Genomic DNA, 17,650 nt, shown 5'->3' on the forward strand with positions numbered 1-17,650 from the left:
GGCACGCGGGAGTGCCTGCGGCACGCGGGAGTGCCTGCGGCACGCGGGAGTGCCTTGCGGCACGCGGGAGTGCCTTCGGCACGCGGGAGTGCCTGCGGCACGCGGGAGTGCCTTGCGGCAAGCGGGAGTGCCTTCGGCACGCGGGGAAGAACACGCGTCTCGCGTAGCGAGATTCATGCGCGAAAAAGCCCGATACGGATCAACCGTATCGGGCTTTTGAGTTCCTGCGTGCAGCGAAAGCTGTACTCTCGCGTCCTGTCACCAGCGGTGGCAGGACTATTTGTTTGCGGTGTAGAATTGCTCCATGAAACGGGCGAGGGCTTCGACACTGTCGACGGGACAGGCGTTGTAAATGGACGCGCGGCAGCCGCCAACGGAGCGATGGCCCTTGAGTCCAAACATTTTCTGCTCCTTCGCTTCGGCAATGAACTTCGCTTCGAGTTCTTCGCTCGGGAGGCGGAAGGTCACGTTCATGAGCGAGCGATCATCCGGATTGGCCACAGTACCCTTGTAAAAGTCTGCGTGCGCATCAAAGAGATCGTACAAGAGCGCTGCCTTCTTCTCGTTGCGCTCCTGGATGGCACCGAGTCCGCCTTCCGCGAGGATCCACTCGAGCGTTTTCCCCAGCACGAAAATCGGGAACACCGGCGGCGTGTTGAACATGGAATCCTTATCCACATGCGTACCGTAGCGCATCATGGTCGGGATGTCTCCCTTTGCCTTCTCTTCAATCCAGGACTTCTTCACGATGACGAGAGTCACGCCCGAAGGACCCAGATTCTTCTGTGCACCGGCATAGATCAGGTTGAAACGGCTGTAATCCATCTCGCGGCTGAGCATGTCAGAAGACATATCACAGACAAGCGGCACGTTTCCGACATCCGGAATACTCTTGAACTCCGTGCCGAAAATGGTGTTGTTCGAGGTGTAATGCACGTAATCCGCATCCGCGGTGAGCTGCATCTCTTTCGGGATATAGTTGAAATTCTGATCCTCGGACGTGGCTGCGACATTGCATGCACCGAGCATCTTCGCTTCCTTGATGGCCTTCTTCGACCATGCGCCGGTGTTGATGTAGTCGGCCTTGCCATGCAGGAAATTCATCGGAACCATGGCAAACTGCGTACTAGCACCGCCGCCGAGGAAAAGCACGGCGTAGTCGTCCGCAGACAGTCCCATGATCTTCAGCGTATCACTCTGCGCTTTCTGAATGACCGCGTCGAACTCCTTCGAACGGTGACTGATCTCCATGATGGACATACCCATTCCGGCAAAATCGAATGCGGCGTCGCGTGCCGCTTCGATCACGGGCAGAGGCAGGACGGCCGGGCCGGCAAAGAAGTTGTGAGAACGCATAGGCATGTGAAACTCCTGAATGTAATGTGCGGAAAGCTACGTAGTTGGCGCCGCGCACGGCGGCTTAAACACAAACATACAACTAATTCCCGAATTCGCCATACACTACTCCCGTAAGGGACTGCGCGGCTTCGGTCTACCCCGAGTACAAGGCAGAAAGGACGATGTTTGTGCCTGCATTCCCTTTTCGCTAATTTAGTTGGACAGTCGGGAAATGGACCCGAAACGCCTCTGCATACAGGGTGCGGAGTCCGATTTCCCGGCTTCAATTCGATCCTTTATCACAACGCAGAATACGGAGTTCGTTATGAAGATCCTGATCACTGACGGAATATCCGAAGCCGGAGCCAAAATGCTCCAGGATGCCGGACATGAGGTCGTCCAGCAAAAACTCGATCCCGATCAGCTGTTGCAGCAGATCGGTGAATATGAAGCCATCCTCGTCCGTTCCGCCACCAAGGTGCGTCAGGATGTCATTGACGCCGGAAGCAAGCTGAAAGTCATCGGCCGTGGCGGTGTGGGGCTCGACAATATCGACGTTGCCTACGCCAAAGAGAAAGGCATTGCCGTCGTAAACACGCCGGGCGCATCTTCAATTTCCGTCGCCGAGCTGGCTGTCGCCCACATGTTCGCTGTCAGCCGCTTCCTGCCTGCCAGCAATATCGAAATGCGCAACGGCGAATGGCCGAAGAAGGCCTTCAGCAAAGGCATGGAACTGACGGGCAAGACTCTCGGACTCATCGGTTTCGGCAATATCGGCCGCGAAACCGCGAAACGCGCCCTGGGACTGGGGATGAATGTCGTCGCGTATGATCCTTTTGTAAAGGAAACCGATATGGACGTGACCCTGATGAGCAAAGACGATCTGCTCGCAGCAGCTGATTACATCAGCCTCCATATCCCCTTCATCAAGGAAGAGGGGCCGACCATTACCGCCGCTGAATTCGCAAAAATGAAGGATGGTGTCGTGCTGGTCAACTGCGCGCGTGGCGGCGTCGTTGCGGAAAGCGACCTGCTCGAAGCCCTCAACAGCGGCAAGGTCCGCGCTGCGGGAATCGACGTCTACGAAAACGAACCGGTGACGGACGCACAGACCGCACTCATCAACCATGCAAACGTCTCCGTGACTCCGCATATCGGCGCCTCCACCGTTGAGGGACAGGCCCGTGTCGGCATTGAAATCGCCGAACGTGTCATCGATGCATTGAAATCATAACGCAAAGAAGGAAAGACAATATTCATGGCAACGCTTCGACCCTTCAAGGCCTATCGCCCCAAACCCGAACTCGCCGCGGAAGTCGCCGCGAAACCGTATGACGTGCTCAACTCCGACGAAGCCCGTGAGGAAGTCAAGGGACATCCCCTTTCCTTCCTGCATATCGGGAAACCGGAAGTCGATCTCGATCCCTCCCTCGACATCCATGATGCCGCCGTGTATGAAAAAGGCCGAGAGAATCTCCAGAAGCTCATCAGCGACGAGGTCCTCGTCGAGGACGCTGCGCCGAGCCTCTATCTCTACGCCCAGACCATGGGTGAGCATACACAGTACGGACTCGTCGGCTGTGCCGCCGTGGAAGAGTACTGGGACGACACGATCAAGAAACATGAATACACGCGCAAGGATAAGGAAGAGGATCGCTGCAACCACGTCCGCGTGACGAATGCACATACCGGTCCCATCTTCCTCACGTATCCCGACAATCCGGATGTCGATGCGATCGTCGACGGCGTGCGCGCACAGCCTCCCGTCACCGACCACGTCGCGGCGGATGGTATTCGTCACCAGACCTGGGTGATCAACGACGCGGATACGGTCGCACGGCTCTCCTCGCTGTTCGAAACCATTCCCAATCTTTACGTCGCAGACGGACATCACCGTTCCGCTGCCGCGGCGATTGTGGGACGCGAGCGCGCGAAAGCCAATCCCGAGCATCGCGGCGACGAAGAATACAATTTCTTCCTCGCGGTGTACTTCCCCGCAGGTCAGCTCCGTATTATGGATTACAACCGCGTGGTGAAGGATCTCAACGGTCTGTCGGAGGAGCAGTTCTTCGAAAAACTCGGAACACTGTTCACCGTCACTCCCGCCGACGCCCAGGTTCGTCCTGAAGCCAAGGGCAGCTTCGGGCTGTATATGGACAGCAAGTGGTATCACCTGCGGGCCAATGACGAACTGCTCAACACGGCGGATCCCGTCGAACGTCTCGACGTGGCCATCCTCCAGAATAAGGTGCTCAGTCCAATTCTCGGCATCCAGGATCCGCGCACGGACAAACGCATCGATTTCGTGGGGGGCATTCGTGGCCTCGATGAGCTTGAGCGTCGTGTGAACTCAGGCGAAATGAAACTGGCCATTTCCATGTTCCCAACGTCCATCGAAGAACTCATGGCCATCGCGGATGCCGGAAAAGTCATGCCGCCGAAGTCCACCTGGTTTGAGCCCAAACTGCGTGACGGACTGTTTGTCCATTTTCTCGACTGACGTTCAACGCCGTATCTTCGACCAGAAACGCAGAGGGGCGATCGTCATGATCGCCCCTCATTTTTGTATCCTGCCTGCCAGGAATTACTTACGGATGGTATAGCGGATTTCTTCAGGATCGGTTTTCAGCAACCGAAGTCCCGCCGGGAAGTGCACCGTTGGCATGATCGTTCCGGAGGTATCCGCCACGATGTCCCTGAATGAAATTTCTGCACTGAAGTCATCAGCCGAAATCAGGGAAAGATAATTCACCCCACCCCGCACCGACACCGTAATGCTCTGCTGTCCGAGCAGCACTTCCCTGTCTGGCGGGACCCCTTTGATTTCAACACGGATGTCGTCGAAGCTCACATCCGCAAGCTGTTCCGTGGCGATGTGCAGATTTACTTTGTCTGTACTCAGTCGAACCACCCCGGGCAGGGAATCCAGCACGGGAACTTCCTCCGCCACCGGCAACGCGAGATCTTCATAACTGCGAGCTGCAATGGGCCAGGAGGTGATACCGCGCAACACACGTTCCGCGCCCTCGAGGACGATGGAATCCGGAGAAATCTCAATATCCCGCATCAGGCCAAAATCCGGTTTGAAGGAAACACTCAGAGAACGGAAATGCAGAGGGACCTTTTTCTTGACAAAGCGATCGACCTGCACGAAGAGTGTTTCCGGATACGCACGAATTGCTTTCACACCTACGGGAAGTACCATGCTTTCGGTCAGTGAACGGTTGGTCTGGATCACTCCTGATCGCAGTCTGCTACCCGGGATCTCGTACCGCAGCTGCTTGCCGGCGGACAGCCACAGAAGCTGCCAGCCGCGTGCTTCAAGCAGGACGTTGATCTCCCTGGGCAGCGGCTTTACGAGCGCCAATCCTTTCGGCATATTGCTGACGGAAAGCGGCACGTCGAGACGTGTCCGGAATGAACCTCCCATGGTGACGGAAAACCAGAACATCGCCGCGACCAGGAAGGACCCGATTAAAATGTGATAACGGCCTTTTCTCATGAACGGAGCACCAGTGTGTGAGACCGCAACTTAGTGAGCACGGGTCAAAATTTCAACGCAGATCAAGGGTTTGACGATCACTATCTCACGGACTCATCGGTGCAAGCGAGAGCGTGAGCCATTGTCCGCCCTCTTTCTGCACGCGCTGAATGGAAAGTTCGTATGCAGTTCTGCGCATCCACTGCCAGGCGACTTCATTCTCTCCCTTTTCCTTCATCTCACCGAGGTTGCTCTTCTGCACCTTTGCAACGAAATCCCTGTATTCCGGAAACGCGTCGGACTCATTTTCCCCTACGGGCCGCTGTGCGAAAACGCGCATGAGAAAGGGACGATAGTAGCGGTCGACGTCATAGTCGAGCCACATCGTCCAGCCATCCCCGCTGTCAGGCGACAGACGCATGCTGAACCCGATACAGGAAGATCCGGTAAACAGACTGTCTACCATCTCCATGTGCATATTGCCAGGCACACGGACATTCCCATGACCGAAACGCTGATTGATATGAACGGAACCGAGAAATACGGCAGGATCGAAGCGCTGTGGCTGAACGACCTGTGGCTCTTCCTGCTGCGCATGCGCACAGCCGGACATGAACATCACAAGCAACAGCGCTGTCATTGCGATATGTCGCATAATTATCCCCAGAACATGTGGCGGCCGCCTCTGGCGGCGAAACTGTCAGATCAGTACCTGTGAGACCACACCACCGATAAAGAGCGCAAGCACGAGGCTGCCCACCCAGATGAGCATGCCTTCACGCAGTCCACGCTCCTTGAGCATCACCATAAGCGAGGCGACACAGGGCACGAACAGTGTAATGGTAATCAATGCGGCAACAATCTGAAAGGCAGAAAGGTCGAGGTGGTAAAGTCCGGCGGCGCCAAAGTCCCTGCGCACCAGTCCCATGACGAATGCCGTCGCAGCCTCACGGGGGAGCTGCAGCCAGTCAACCACCAGTGGCTGCAGTGCATCCATGATCACGGAAAGCGCACCGGTAACCTGCAGCACACTTACGACGAGCGCGCCGATAAAGAACCATGGGCTGGCTTCCTTCATGAAAAACCAGGTCTTGAACAGGGTTTTCTTGGTGACGTTGTTCAGCTGCGGCAAGCGCATATGCGGCAGGTCAATGAGAAGGGGTGATGTCTCGCCGGGCAATGCGCGGTGCATGACCGTACCAACAGCGACCAGGAAACTGAAGATGACGGCTGTGTAGATAACGGTCGCAAGAGGTCCCGCAGTTGCCAGCAAAGCGGCGATCACACCGAGCTGTGCGGAACATGGGATGGCGAGCTGAAGGATGGTGGTGGCGATGGTCTTTTCCCGCTGCGTCCCGAGCAGGCGCGTCGTGATGGTTGCCATGGTCACGCAGCCAAAACCCAGGATAAGGGGGATGACTGCCCGGCCGTTGAGTCCGACAAAACGCAATGCCCGATCCACCAGTGTGGCAAGACGCGGCAGATACCCGCTGTCCTCCAGCACGCTCAGGGCGAAGTAGAAGCCCAGTACAAGCGGCAGAAGCAGGAACAGCAGATATGTCAGTGTCATCGACACTGCTCCGAATTCACCAAACATGATGACGAGCCAGGGATTATCGAAGGAAAAATGATATTCCGCGTCCCGATCTCCCGGCAGTGCACGCGCCTCCTTCCACAGTGCCGGGTTCCCCCGCAATCCTTCATCAAAACGGAAAGACCTGCTCTCCGCCACTTCTCCTTCCGCGTCAAGAACGTCGACAGTCACTGTCGTGGCCGCATGTTCGGCCACCCACGATTTCATGTGGAATTCGACGATGCCTTTTCCAATTCGTCCCTCGGTAAGTTCAACCAGGTCCTGCGCGACAAGTACACCTACAAACAGGTATACGAGGTACAGCACCACGGCAAGAATGGGAAACCCGAACCATGGACTCACCGACCAGCGTCCCAGCATAACGGCAAGGCGTTTTCCGGTTTCGCGATCCGACACCGCGTGTTGCAGTATCCTGTTGACACGATTTCGTCTGTCAATGTAAATGGCCTCGCGTTCGCTGATATCAGCAGGCGGCACGCCATGACGCTCCGCGATCACCTCATCGCCTTCGAGAAGCAACAGCGCCTCGCCCTGCGAGCCGACCGTGCTGAGCGCTTCGTGCAACTGCGCGTGCAGCTTGCGGTTCTGCGAGCCTTCCCGGGCACGAACGACCAGTTCATGCACGGCGTCAAGGCCCTTGTTCTTCACGGCGACCGTTCCGATCACCGGCACACCGAGATCCGCCTCGAGCCGCTCGAGATCAACGGCGATTTTCTGCCGCCGGGCTTCATCGAGCAGGTTCACGACCACGCCGACACGCTTTCCCATATCGATGAGCTGCTGCGTCAGGAACAGGTCGCGCTCAAGATGTACCGCATCCACGATATTGATGATAATGTCACCATTGAGGATGATATCGCGGGCGACGCGCTCCTCGTCGTTGAAGGACGACACGCCGTAAATGCCCGGCGTATCGAAAAGCTCATAATTCAGGTAGCTGGCTTTGGATACTTCGACAGTCGTACCCGGAAAATTCGAAACGTCAACGTAGAGTCCACTCAGATAGTTGAATACTACGGATTTTCCGACGTTCGGATTTCCAACGAGCACGATACGCGGTTTAAGAGGATCGGTCGGAAGGGGTTCCGTACGGAGATGCTTATGCGGTCTGTGTGTGGTCGTCACTTCATCCATAACAGCGGGATCGCTTTCCGGCAGTTCAGAGTGGACTCACCTCAATCGTCGAGGCGAGTTCACCGCTCAGTGCCACTTCCTGATGGTGAAAGACAAGAACGATGGTTCCCCCGGGGAGTTTCTCGAGACAGGATACCACGGCACCTTCCATGAGTCCGATACGGATAAAACGTGAGCGCATCTCCCCGGCAGGGAGCTGTGCGATTCTCGCGCGGCCGCCCTTGCCAAGGGCACTTAATTTCATGTCAGTCATCTTTCGTCTTCCTGCACTTTTCACAGAGTCCGTAAATGTGAAGGACGGCATCCTGGAACTGGTAATTCAACGAACGTGCGGCATCTCTCGCGAGACGCTCAACGCGCTTGTCCACGAATTCCTCGATCGTACCGCAGGATCTGCAGATGACGTGATGATGATGCTCGTTACCGAACATGATCTCGTAGCGTGCGAGACGCTCACCAAAACGGTAACGTGAAACAATGCCGCACTCGGTCAGCTTGTCGAGCGTGTTGTATACCGTGGCACGGGATACTTTGCTTCCGAGCGATTTCATTTTGAGAAAGAGCTCATCCGCGTCGAAATGACCGTTGCACTCGAGTACCGCATCCAGAATTTCAAAACGTTCCGGTGTGACGCGGTACTTGTTGCGTCGAAGATACTGTGTGAAAAACTCTCTGGGATCTGTCTTTTTCATAATTTATTTAGATAAAATCTAAATAGAACATACGGCAAATTTTAATTCAGGTCAAGAGAAAAGCGATAATACTGTGCGAAAAAAATCCTTTTTGCTATATTTTTCCATCTTCCACTAGCCAGGATCAGCCATGATACGCAGATTTTTCCTTCTTATCCTCTTTCTGATGGCATGTACTGCGGACATGCACGCGCAGTCAAATGAAGCGGATGGCATCGTTGGCACCTGGCTGGTGCAGGATGGGAAGGCCAAGATCAAAATTTACAACAAAGCCGGGAAATATCATGGGAAAATCGTCTGGTTGAAAGAACCAAATGATGCCCGGGGAAATCCGAAACTGGACAAGGAAAATCCCGAAGAGAACCTGCGCAGCAAGCCGATCATGGGACTCGTACTGCTCCACGGGTTTGAATACGATGAGGATAATGTCTGGGAGGATGGTGAGATCTATGACCCGAAAAACGGGAAGACCTATTCCTGCGAGCTGACACTTTCCGAAGACGGCAATACACTGGATGTGCGCGGATACATCGGTTTCAGCTTTATCGGCCGCAGCCAGACATGGACGCGCATCGACGGGAAAAAATAGCCGCGCAACGTCTCTGGGTGGCGATAGTCTTCCCTCGCTGCAGGAAAAACAGATACGCTTGCCCAGTATTTGCCGGGGAGCGTATTTTGCAGGATGCAGAGAATGGACCATATCTCTAATATTATCAAAGGGAAAGCACTGCTGGCGCCGATGCTGGCCGTTACGGATATCCCTTTTCGGTCCATCTGCAGGACGTTCGGAGCTGCGCTTACCTATACCGAGATGGTCAGCGCGGCAGGCATCGTGAACTCCTCTTCGCAGAGCTACCGCAACGCAGTCTTTCCCGGGGATGAACATCCCGTGGCACTGCAACTTGTGGCCGCGGATCCTGAACTTGCCAGAGCCGCGCTGCGGCTGCTGCAGCCGATGCAGCCCGACCTCTTCGACATCAATTGCGGGTGTCCGAACGAACGCATCTGTGAAGCCGGCGCCGGCGCGCAGCTGCTCGATGACCTCCCCCGCTTCGCCGCGGTCATAGAAGCGAGTGTTCGTGCAACGGATATTCCTGTGACAGTGAAAGTACGGATGAAGGGGCTGCAAGCCCAGACCGATGTACGGAGCATCGTCCGCGCCGCCGAAGACAGCGGCGCATCCTTTATCACAATACACGCACGCGAACGCAACGCGGAATACAGCGAAGCGGCGAACTGGGAGATGCTCAGCCTCGCGGCCTCGGTGGCATCCATTCCCGTGGTGGGCAATGGCGATATATTTTCCGCCGATGACGCCTTTCGCATGATGGAGGAAACCGGAGTGGACGCCGTCATGGTGGCGCGCGGAAGCCTGGGCACGCCATGGATCTTTCGCGACATCAACCTGCAGCAGCGCAATACCGTGCACGAGGCTCCACCTCCCAACAACGAGCTGGTCAGCGTCGTGCGCAGGCATCTCGAGCACCTGCTGAGGGAATTCGGCGAGGTACGCGCTCTCCCCCGCATCCGAAAACATGTCCTCTGGTACGCCAGGCCATACGAAGGCTTTGATGAGATCAGGCGCGACGTGTTCCAGACCGATACAGCAGAGAATATCATAGCGCGTGCTATGGAGAATTTTGAAAACGCAACGCCGCTTCCTGCGGACAGCACTCTCCTGCTCGAAAGGGAAACAGCCTTTCGCGAGCGGGTGCTGTTCTGGGCACGTGGCGTTCTCCGTGCGGAAGGGTAACAGGTTACGGTTTAACGCAACGCAACTCCGCCGTGCGGTTTGCGTATAGCACAGCACGGATTACATCTCGCATCCTGCAATAGTGACAACAACTGGGAACTTCATGCTTCAGGTATCGCATCTCCACAAGGAATTTTCAAGCGTCACCGCTGTGGATGACGTGTCGTTTGAGGTCCGCCCGGGACAGATATTCGGTCTTATCGGACCGAACGGTGCAGGGAAATCTACGACGATTCGCATGATCATGGATATTATTCAGCCTGACCGCGGCCAGGTGCTTCTCGACGGTACGGTGATGCGTGAAGAGATGAAAAACATGGTCGGCTATCTGCCGGAGGAGCGGGGGCTGTACCGGAAAAACAAACTTCTCAATGTCATTTCGTACTTCGGTTCCCTCAAGGGGATGTCGCAGGCTGAAGCACGCGAAGCGGCGCGTCCCATGCTCGAGCATTTCTCCCTGCTTCCATACGAAAAACGCAACGTCGAGGAACTGTCGAAAGGCAATCAACAGAAAGTGCAGTTCATCATATCCATCCTGCATCAGCCCCGCCTGCTCGTGCTCGATGAGCTGTTTGCGGGTCTCGACCCGGTCAACCAGGAGCTGATGAAAGAGGCCCTGCTGAAGCTTCGTGAGGAAAATCGCGCCATCATTTTCTCCACGCATCAGATGGAACAGGCGGAGAAGCTCTGCGACGAACTGCTGATGATCAATCATGGCACCACAGTGCTTCATGGAACCCCTGCCGAGATCAAGCGCGTGCATGGAAGGAATGCCGTCCATGTTGAATACACCGGTGACGCCGGCGTCCTCCAGCAGCTCGACGGTGTACGTATTACGGATCGCGCACGCAATTACGCTGAACTGGAACTCGACGAAGGCGTGCGCACGAACGACATCATCAGCGCTCTCCTCCCGCATGCGGATATTCACCGCATCGCCCGCATCGAGCCTTCGCTTCACGCAATATTTCTGCAGGTGGCAGCGCAGCAGGATGACCCGGTCCGGCCCGCGTCCGATACTCATGTCCCCCCTCCTCCGCGACTGAAAACAAAGGAGCCCCGTGTGCGCAGACAGTTTTTAAACATGCTGATTTTCCTCACCGTCGCCGTCGTTATCATGCTCGATTTTCGCAATGGCTTCGAGCCGATGAAAGGGGTGTTCGTGCTCCTTGCTGTCGCCGCCGCCGGTTACTCCTTCATCCGTTTCCAGAGATTCAAAAAGGAAGCTGAGCAGGGGGGCAATGGAGACCGACAGGAGGATGGGAAATGAGACTCACCAGCAAGGCACTGCGCGTTGCCAGATGGGAATTCATCGAGCGTGTAAAGACGAAAAGTTTTCTGATCGGACTGTTTCTCACTCCTGGCATCATGGTGCTCTTCGCCGCGGGGCCAGCTCTGCTCAAAGATTCGCTGGAGCACGAAGAACCCCAGCGTATTGCAGTATATGATATGAGCGGCATCGTCTACGACACGCTGGCCGCCTCGCTGGCCGATTCGCCAAAACTCAACAACGGGAAACCGCGCTACGAGCTCGAGCGCGTTGAAGCCGCAGGCCGCAGCCTGCAGGGCGTGAAGGCCGACCTCGACAGCGCACTCCTACGTGAAAGTCTTGTTGCGGCCATTCTGATCCCGGAGGACGTCACCGATTCGCACAGTATCGAGTATCGATCGATGAACGTTTCCGACATCGAAGGCATAAGAAGGCTGGAACGGCGCATCAGCACAATTGTCTCCGAGTACAAGATTGCGCATGCCGGACTCGATCCCGATCGCGTACGCGAACTGAGCGAATCCACCGACATGCGAACCGTACGAATTTCTGAAAAAGGCGAGGAGGAATCCGGTTTCCTTGAATCGTTCGGCCTCTCGTACGTCTTCCTGATTTTCATGCTCATCATGATCCTTTCGTCGGGACAGATGCTTGTCCGCAGCATGGTCGAGGAAAAGAGCAACCGAATCGTGGAGGTGCTCATTTCTTCCTGCTCTCCGATGGACCTGATGTTCGGAAAAATTGTCGGCATCAGCATGCTGGCGCTTGTGCAGGTGCTGTTCTGGACCTCGATCGGGGTCACGCTCGTGATGGCAGCGGATATCTCAAACCTGCCGCTCGACAATCTCTGGCTGATGATGCTGTATTTCTTCCTCGGCTTCCTTTTCTACGCCGGGATATTTGTGGCCTTCGGCAGTCTCGCCTCCACCGAACAGGAAGCGCAGCAAATGACAGGATATCTCTCGATGCTGCTGATGCTGCCGATCGTCATTGCGGTGATGGCCACACAGAGTCCGAACTCTCCCCTGCTCGTCGTTCTCACCATGATCCCCCTGATCACACCGCAGATGATGTTCGTGCGCCTGCCCATTACATCGCCACCGACCTGGGAAATTGCGCTCAGCCTTCTCGTCCTCATATCAGCAATTGTCTTTACCATCTGGATCGCAGCGAAGATCTTCCGAACCGGCATTCTGCTCACAGGCAAGCGCCCCGGCCTTACGGAGATCTTTCGCTGGATTCGCTCCTGAGGCTCACTCATGAAAGATCTCCTGTTTATTGTCGCACTGATCGTACTCATTATCGTCGCGCTGAAGATTCTCTTCTGGACCATCAGCAAGGCGATTACCATCGCCATCTTCGCTGCCGTCGTGTATATCGTATTTCGCATCGTCACCGCACGGAAGCGCAAGGGCACCTGACAGGGCAGCCGCCAGGTGGAAATACCTCTCCCCAGGTGCTTCGTGCGATTGAAAATCGTATGTTGCATAGGTTACATCGGGATTTCCCCGGTGATCATTCGTAGGACAGCAACCCTGTCCTATGTTTTTACGGAGCCAAGCAGATGAACAAACCCATTGTGGCCATCGTGGGACGCCCGAATGTCGGGAAGTCCACCCTCTTCAACCGCATCATCGGGGGACGCAAGGCCATTGTCATGGACCAGCCGGGCGTAACGCGTGACCGCCACTATGGCGAATCCGACTGGGCGGGACGCGATTTCATTCTGATTGATACCGGTGGGTATGTTCCCGAATCAGACGATGTATTCGAGCGTGCCATCCGTGAGCAGGTGCGCATCTCCATCGAGGAAGCCGCCGTGATTGTATTTCTCGTCGATGGACAGGAAGGGCTGTATCCCATCGACATGGAACTGGCGAACATGCTTCGCAAGAGCAACAAGAAAGTCGTCCTCGCAGTCAATAAGATTGACAGTCAGAAGTACGCGCTGAATCATACTGAGTTTTATTCCCTCGGATTGGGAGACCCGCAGTCCGTGAGCGCGATCAGCGGACGCAGCACGGGCGATCTGCTCGACATCATTGTCGAGGGCTTCCCTCCTCCCGTTGAGGAGGAGGAGGAGGAACATCTTCAGCTCGCCATCATCGGGCGGCCCAATGTCGGGAAATCGTCCATCACCAACGCTCTGCTCGGCAGGGAACGCTCCATTGTAACCGACGTGCCGGGTACCACGCGCGATGCGATCGATTCCCGACTTGACTACAAGGGGAAGCGCATCACACTTGTCGATACGGCCGGACTGCGCCGGAAGAGCAAGGTGCGGGAGAACGTGGAGTTTTTCTCCACCCTGCGTACCATCAAAAGCATTCAACGCTGCGATGTCGCCCTCTGTCTGCTCGATGGGTCGGAAGGAATGACGCATCAGGACATTGACGTTCTGAGCGAAGCCGTCCGCTTCAACAAGGGTGTCGTCATCGTGGTCAACAAATGGGACCTGGTGGAAAAGGATCACCGCACCGCCGATCTGATCACGAAAGACATCTATGCCCGTGTGAAGATGTTCGATTACATCCCGGTGATTTTCGTTTCCGCAATGACGCAGCAGCGCGTGTTCAAAGCTTTGGACCTCTGCCTCGAGGTTTACGAGGAACGCAACAAGCGCATCCCAACCTCAGAGCTGAATGATCGCATTCTGGAGATCCTCCGGGCGACACCTCCCCCGGCAACACCAACCGGGAAGCAGGTAAAAATCCGCTACGCCACGCAGGTCCGTGAATCTCCCCCTGTCATCGTGCTGTTTGCCAACGAGCCGAAATACATCCCGGAGAGCTACAGGCGCTTCGTAACACGGCAGATTCGCGGAATCTGGACATTCAAAGGGGTTCCACTCACGGTGCAATTCCGCAAGACCACACCGGAATAATTCTTTCGAGGAAATTTCCTGGCACGTTTTGGTGTTGCATCATGGGGACGGGAGTGCCGGGGCAACACGACCCGGCTGTATGTATGAGAACAAGAGTACAGCATGAGCAAAGAGAAGCAGCAACGCGAACAGCAGGAACAACAGGGACCACAGTTCCCGATGAAGGGAATGAACATGTATCGCTGGTTCCTCATCGCCCTCATCCTCATTTTCGGCCTGCAATTTTTCTGGAACTGGTCGCAGCAGGGTTCGACACTGCCGTACAGTCGGTTCAAGGAACTTGTGGCCAGCGGCAAGATTGCAAAAGTGGAAATCGATCAGGGAGTATTGGCCGCGTACAAGGAAAACAAGGGCGACAAGAAGGAAAACACCACCACCCCTGCATACACTGTGGTTATTCCCACGTCCATCCCTGATGACAATCTTATGAAATTGCTCGATGAGCACGATGTGACCGTCGTCGCGGTGCAGGACAACAGTGGCGTATGGACAACGATCATCTGGTTCATCCTCCCAATCGTCATCATGCTCGGTTTTTTCATGTTCATGAGCTCACGCCTCCGCGGCGGAGGCGGTGGAGCCGGCGGACTGTTGTCGATGGGTAAAATGAACGCGCAATCCTACACCAAGGAAAAAGTCAAAACGACGTTTGATGATGTTGCCGGCGCAAAAGAGCAGAAAGAAGCGCTGTACGAAATCATCCATTTTCTGCGGCGGCCGCAGGATTTCCATCGTCTCGGCGGACGTGCACCGAAAGGCGTGCTGCTTGTAGGTCCCCCGGGTACAGGGAAAACGCTGCTTGCCCGCGCCGTTGCAGGTGAGGCCGGAGTGCCGTTTTATCATGTCTCCGGTTCCGCCTTCCTCGAGATGCTCGTCGGCGTCGGGGCCAGCCGCGTTCGCGACCTTTTCGCCACGGCGAAGAAAAACGCACCGTGCATCATCTTCGTCGATGAGATCGACAGCATCGGTCGCCGCCGTGGGGGCATACAGGGATTTTATGGCGGCGGTGCCAGCGAGATGGAACAGACACTGAACCAGATGCTCTCGGAAATGGACGGCTTCGAACCGAATGAGGATGTCATCGTCATGGCGGCAACCAACCAGCCCGATGTGCTCGATCCCGCCCTGCTGCGTCCCGGACGCTTCGATCGCCGCATCACCGTTGACCTCCCCAACCTGCAGGAGCGCGAGCAGATACTCGGTGTGCATACACGCAAAGTGCCTCTGTCCGAGGATATCAATCTGAAAGATATCGCCCGCAGCACTCCGGGCAATTCCGGGGCAGACCTGAAAAACCTTGTCAACGAGGCGGCCATCCTGGCATCAAAGAAGCGGAAGGACCAAGTTGAGAAGGAAGATTTCATGAACGCACTCGACACCATCATTCTGGGACACGTGCGTTCGAGTATCATCCTCAGTGATGAAGAGAAACGACGGACGGCCTATCATGAAGGTGGCCATGCGCTGATCGCGAAGCTCACCCCTGGCTCCGATCCCGTCACCAAGGTTTCCATCGTGCCACGGGGACGCGCTCTCGGCGTTACGATGCAGACCCCGCTTGACGAACGACATAACTATACAGAGGATTATCTGCTCTCACGCCTTGCCGTACTTTTCGGCGGTCGCGCAGCAGAAGATATCGTGTTCGGCACGATCAGTACGGGTGCGGAAAACGATCTCATGCACGCCACGACACTGGCACGCAACATGGTCGCACGATACGGGATGAGCGAACGTCTCGGCCATATGTCGCTGATGGACGGCAACGAATCATATATCAACGACAATCCCTTTTCGCAGCGCAATTTCAGTGAGGAGACGCTGCAGCTCGTCGACGGGGAAACGCGCAGAATGATCAAGGAAGCCTATGACCGCGCACGTGAGCTGCTGACCCGTGATCGTGCCACGCTCGACTTGATTGCCGAAGCCCTCATTATCCAGGAGGGACTCGAAGGCGAGGAACTCGAGTACATCATCCGGGAGAAAGCCATCCCTCCGCATTTCGGTGAGAACGGGCACGGGACTGAGAAGGCGTCCGACTGACCGTGCATTGATCTGCATTTGCAAAAAGCGCATCCCCGAAAAGGATGCGCTTTTTGTTTGCCTGGCAGAGAAAAGACTTTATTCGCTGGGCGATTCCTGATCGCTGCGCTTCACCATGCGGGCGCCGAACGCGCCGTCCATGCGGTGCTTGTGCGGATAGGTGGCAAGGAAACCGTCGCGATCGACAACCCTGTTGGGGACAAATTCCGCGGCATGCACGAGGGAGAATTCAGGGTGCGCCTTGAGGAACGCGCGGACGATCTCGTGATTCTCCTGCGGTTCGACGGTGCAGGTACTATAGACGAGCACGCCACCGGGCTTGACGAGTTTCGCCGCGTTGTCGAGAATGGCCGATTGCGTCTTCGTCAGGTTGACGATATCGTCGGAATCACGTTTCCACTTGATATCCGGCTTTTTGCTGAGCGTCCCGAGACCGGAGCATGGAGCATCGACCAGAACCTTGTCCGCAGGTTCAAGCTCGATCGTCGTGGCATCTCCTTCCACTGTCTCAAGAATTCCAACACCGATGCGTTCGGCATACTGCTTGACGAGGTTCAGGCGCACATCATAACGATCGACAGCAATGATGCGTCCATTGTTCTGCATATTCTCCGCGGCATGCAGTGCTTTGCCTCCGGGAGCAGAGCAAAGGTCTATGACGGTCTCTCCCGGCTTCGGATCCAGAAGCGTCCCAACAAGTCCGGCACTCTCATCCTGAATGCTGAACAGTCCTTCCGTGAACAGCCGCGCGTGGCGGATATTGGGGAGATTACGGACGGTCACATAATCACGCATGTAGAAACAGCGACGGTAGTCAATACCGACTTCCACCAACTCGTTGACGAACTCCTTGTAGTTCGTCTTCAGACGGTTCGGGCGCAAAGTGAGGAACGGCCGCATGTTGTTTGCCTTGCACAGTGATTCCGTTTCCTCGAACCCGTAGCGTGCATGCCACCGCTTGACGATCCAGGATGGATGCGAATGAACAACGGAGAGATACTGTACCTCGTCGTTTGTCGCCAGCGGATAGCGGATGTTCTCTACATTCCGGGCGATGTTCCGAAGAAGTCCGTTCATCGTATCTGCCAGGCGCTGGCCACGGTATTTCTTCACGAATTCAACCGCCTCATTCACTGCCGCATGATGCGGAATGCGCGTGAGAAAGAGGATCTGGTACAGAGCCACACGCAGAGCATTGCGCACGTTCGGTGCGACTTTCGAATACTGTCCGTGATAGAAACCCGTAAGCACCCAGTCGAGCTTCGACTGATTGCGCAGCACACCGTGCACGAGTTCGTTGAGCAGACGTTTGTCCGGGGGATTGAGATCGCCGGTTTCCAGTTCGATATCCAGCAGTTTGTCCAGATAGGCATCCGTACGCTCAACCCGCGTAAGGATTTTCACGGCGATGCCGCGCACCCCCGTGTAAAGTGGGGGCAGGGAATGTGAATCGTTCGTCAT

The 17,650-nt window shown here is 55.8% G+C and carries 16 protein-coding genes; 9 read left to right on the forward strand and 7 right to left on the reverse strand.

Features of this window, described 5'->3' with window-relative positions; translation table 11 throughout:
* Window positions 1-276: 276 nt before the first annotated feature.
* Window positions 277-1,362, reverse strand: coding sequence for a 3-phosphoserine/phosphohydroxythreonine transaminase (gene serC, locus KQI65_17280; GenBank protein MCB2206500.1), 1,086 nt, complete (start codon window positions 1,360-1,362; stop codon window positions 277-279).
* Window positions 1,363-1,570: 208 nt separating this feature from the next.
* Between serC and KQI65_17285 the strand changes: the two genes are divergently transcribed.
* Both KQI65_17285 and KQI65_17290 read left to right on the forward strand, forming a co-directional pair.
* Window positions 1,571-2,572: a D-2-hydroxyacid dehydrogenase gene (locus KQI65_17285; GenBank protein ID MCB2206501.1), complete on the forward strand. Its 1,002-nt coding sequence runs from the start codon at window positions 1,571-1,573 to the stop codon at window positions 2,570-2,572.
* A gap of 24 nt (window positions 2,573-2,596) precedes the next feature.
* Complete coding sequence (locus KQI65_17290; protein MCB2206502.1) at window positions 2,597-3,838, forward strand: DUF1015 family protein; 1,242 nt, start codon at window positions 2,597-2,599, stop codon at window positions 3,836-3,838.
* Window positions 3,839-3,922: 84 nt separating this feature from the next.
* On the opposite strand, the gene KQI65_17295 is transcribed toward KQI65_17290, so the two are convergent.
* From KQI65_17295 to KQI65_17315, 5 genes are all read right to left on the reverse strand, one after another.
* The gene (locus KQI65_17295; protein MCB2206503.1) at window positions 3,923-4,840 is read right to left on the reverse strand and encodes a hypothetical protein; all 918 of its coding nucleotides are present in this window, start codon (window positions 4,838-4,840) and stop codon (window positions 3,923-3,925) included.
* A gap of 85 nt (window positions 4,841-4,925) precedes the next feature.
* Window positions 4,926-5,474 (reverse strand): hypothetical protein, encoded by a 549-nt coding sequence (locus tag KQI65_17300; GenBank protein MCB2206504.1) that lies wholly within the window; start codon window positions 5,472-5,474, stop codon window positions 4,926-4,928.
* A gap of 45 nt (window positions 5,475-5,519) precedes the next feature.
* On the reverse strand, window positions 5,520-7,538 hold the full coding sequence (locus KQI65_17305; GenBank protein MCB2206505.1) for a ferrous iron transporter B: 2,019 nt from the start codon (window positions 7,536-7,538) through the stop codon (window positions 5,520-5,522).
* Between the two features lie 34 nt (window positions 7,539-7,572).
* The gene (locus KQI65_17310) at window positions 7,573-7,800 is read right to left on the reverse strand and encodes a ferrous iron transport protein A (GenBank protein ID MCB2206506.1); all 228 of its coding nucleotides are present in this window, start codon (window positions 7,798-7,800) and stop codon (window positions 7,573-7,575) included.
* The gene (locus KQI65_17315) at window positions 7,793-8,239 is read right to left on the reverse strand and encodes a transcriptional repressor (protein ID MCB2206507.1); all 447 of its coding nucleotides are present in this window, start codon (window positions 8,237-8,239) and stop codon (window positions 7,793-7,795) included. Before KQI65_17315 ends, KQI65_17310 begins: the two co-directional genes overlap by 8 nt.
* Before the next feature lie 130 nt (window positions 8,240-8,369).
* Between KQI65_17315 and KQI65_17320 the strand changes: the two genes are divergently transcribed.
* From KQI65_17320 to ftsH, 7 genes are all read left to right on the forward strand, one after another.
* Window positions 8,370-8,828: a DUF2147 domain-containing protein gene (locus tag KQI65_17320; protein ID MCB2206508.1), complete on the forward strand. Its 459-nt coding sequence runs from the start codon at window positions 8,370-8,372 to the stop codon at window positions 8,826-8,828.
* A gap of 102 nt (window positions 8,829-8,930) precedes the next feature.
* Window positions 8,931-9,992 (forward strand): tRNA-dihydrouridine synthase, encoded by a 1,062-nt coding sequence (locus tag KQI65_17325; protein ID MCB2206509.1) that lies wholly within the window; start codon window positions 8,931-8,933, stop codon window positions 9,990-9,992.
* A gap of 103 nt (window positions 9,993-10,095) precedes the next feature.
* Window positions 10,096-11,262, forward strand: coding sequence for an ATP-binding cassette domain-containing protein (locus KQI65_17330; GenBank protein MCB2206510.1), 1,167 nt, complete (start codon window positions 10,096-10,098; stop codon window positions 11,260-11,262).
* Entirely contained in the window at window positions 11,259-12,512 is a 1,254-nt protein-coding gene (locus KQI65_17335; GenBank protein MCB2206511.1) for an ABC transporter permease, read from the forward strand. Before KQI65_17330 ends, KQI65_17335 begins: the two co-directional genes overlap by 4 nt.
* A gap of 9 nt (window positions 12,513-12,521) precedes the next feature.
* Window positions 12,522-12,683: a hypothetical protein gene (locus KQI65_17340; GenBank protein ID MCB2206512.1), complete on the forward strand. Its 162-nt coding sequence runs from the start codon at window positions 12,522-12,524 to the stop codon at window positions 12,681-12,683.
* A 143-nt stretch (window positions 12,684-12,826) separates the two neighbouring features.
* A complete protein-coding gene (gene der, locus KQI65_17345) occupies window positions 12,827-14,146 on the forward strand; it encodes a ribosome biogenesis GTPase Der (protein ID MCB2206513.1) in 1,320 nt (439 codons plus the stop codon).
* Between the two features lie 102 nt (window positions 14,147-14,248).
* Complete coding sequence (ftsH, locus tag KQI65_17350) at window positions 14,249-16,189, forward strand: ATP-dependent zinc metalloprotease FtsH (GenBank protein MCB2206514.1); 1,941 nt, start codon at window positions 14,249-14,251, stop codon at window positions 16,187-16,189.
* A 78-nt stretch (window positions 16,190-16,267) separates the two neighbouring features.
* Here the strand turns inward: ftsH and rsmB are convergent, their stop codons facing one another.
* Complete coding sequence (rsmB, locus tag KQI65_17355) at window positions 16,268-17,650, reverse strand: 16S rRNA (cytosine(967)-C(5))-methyltransferase RsmB (GenBank protein ID MCB2206515.1); 1,383 nt, start codon at window positions 17,648-17,650, stop codon at window positions 16,268-16,270.

The organism is bacterium (assembly GCA_020444325.1).
GTDB lineage: Bacteria > Bacteroidota > Ignavibacteria > SZUA-365 > SZUA-365 > BM516.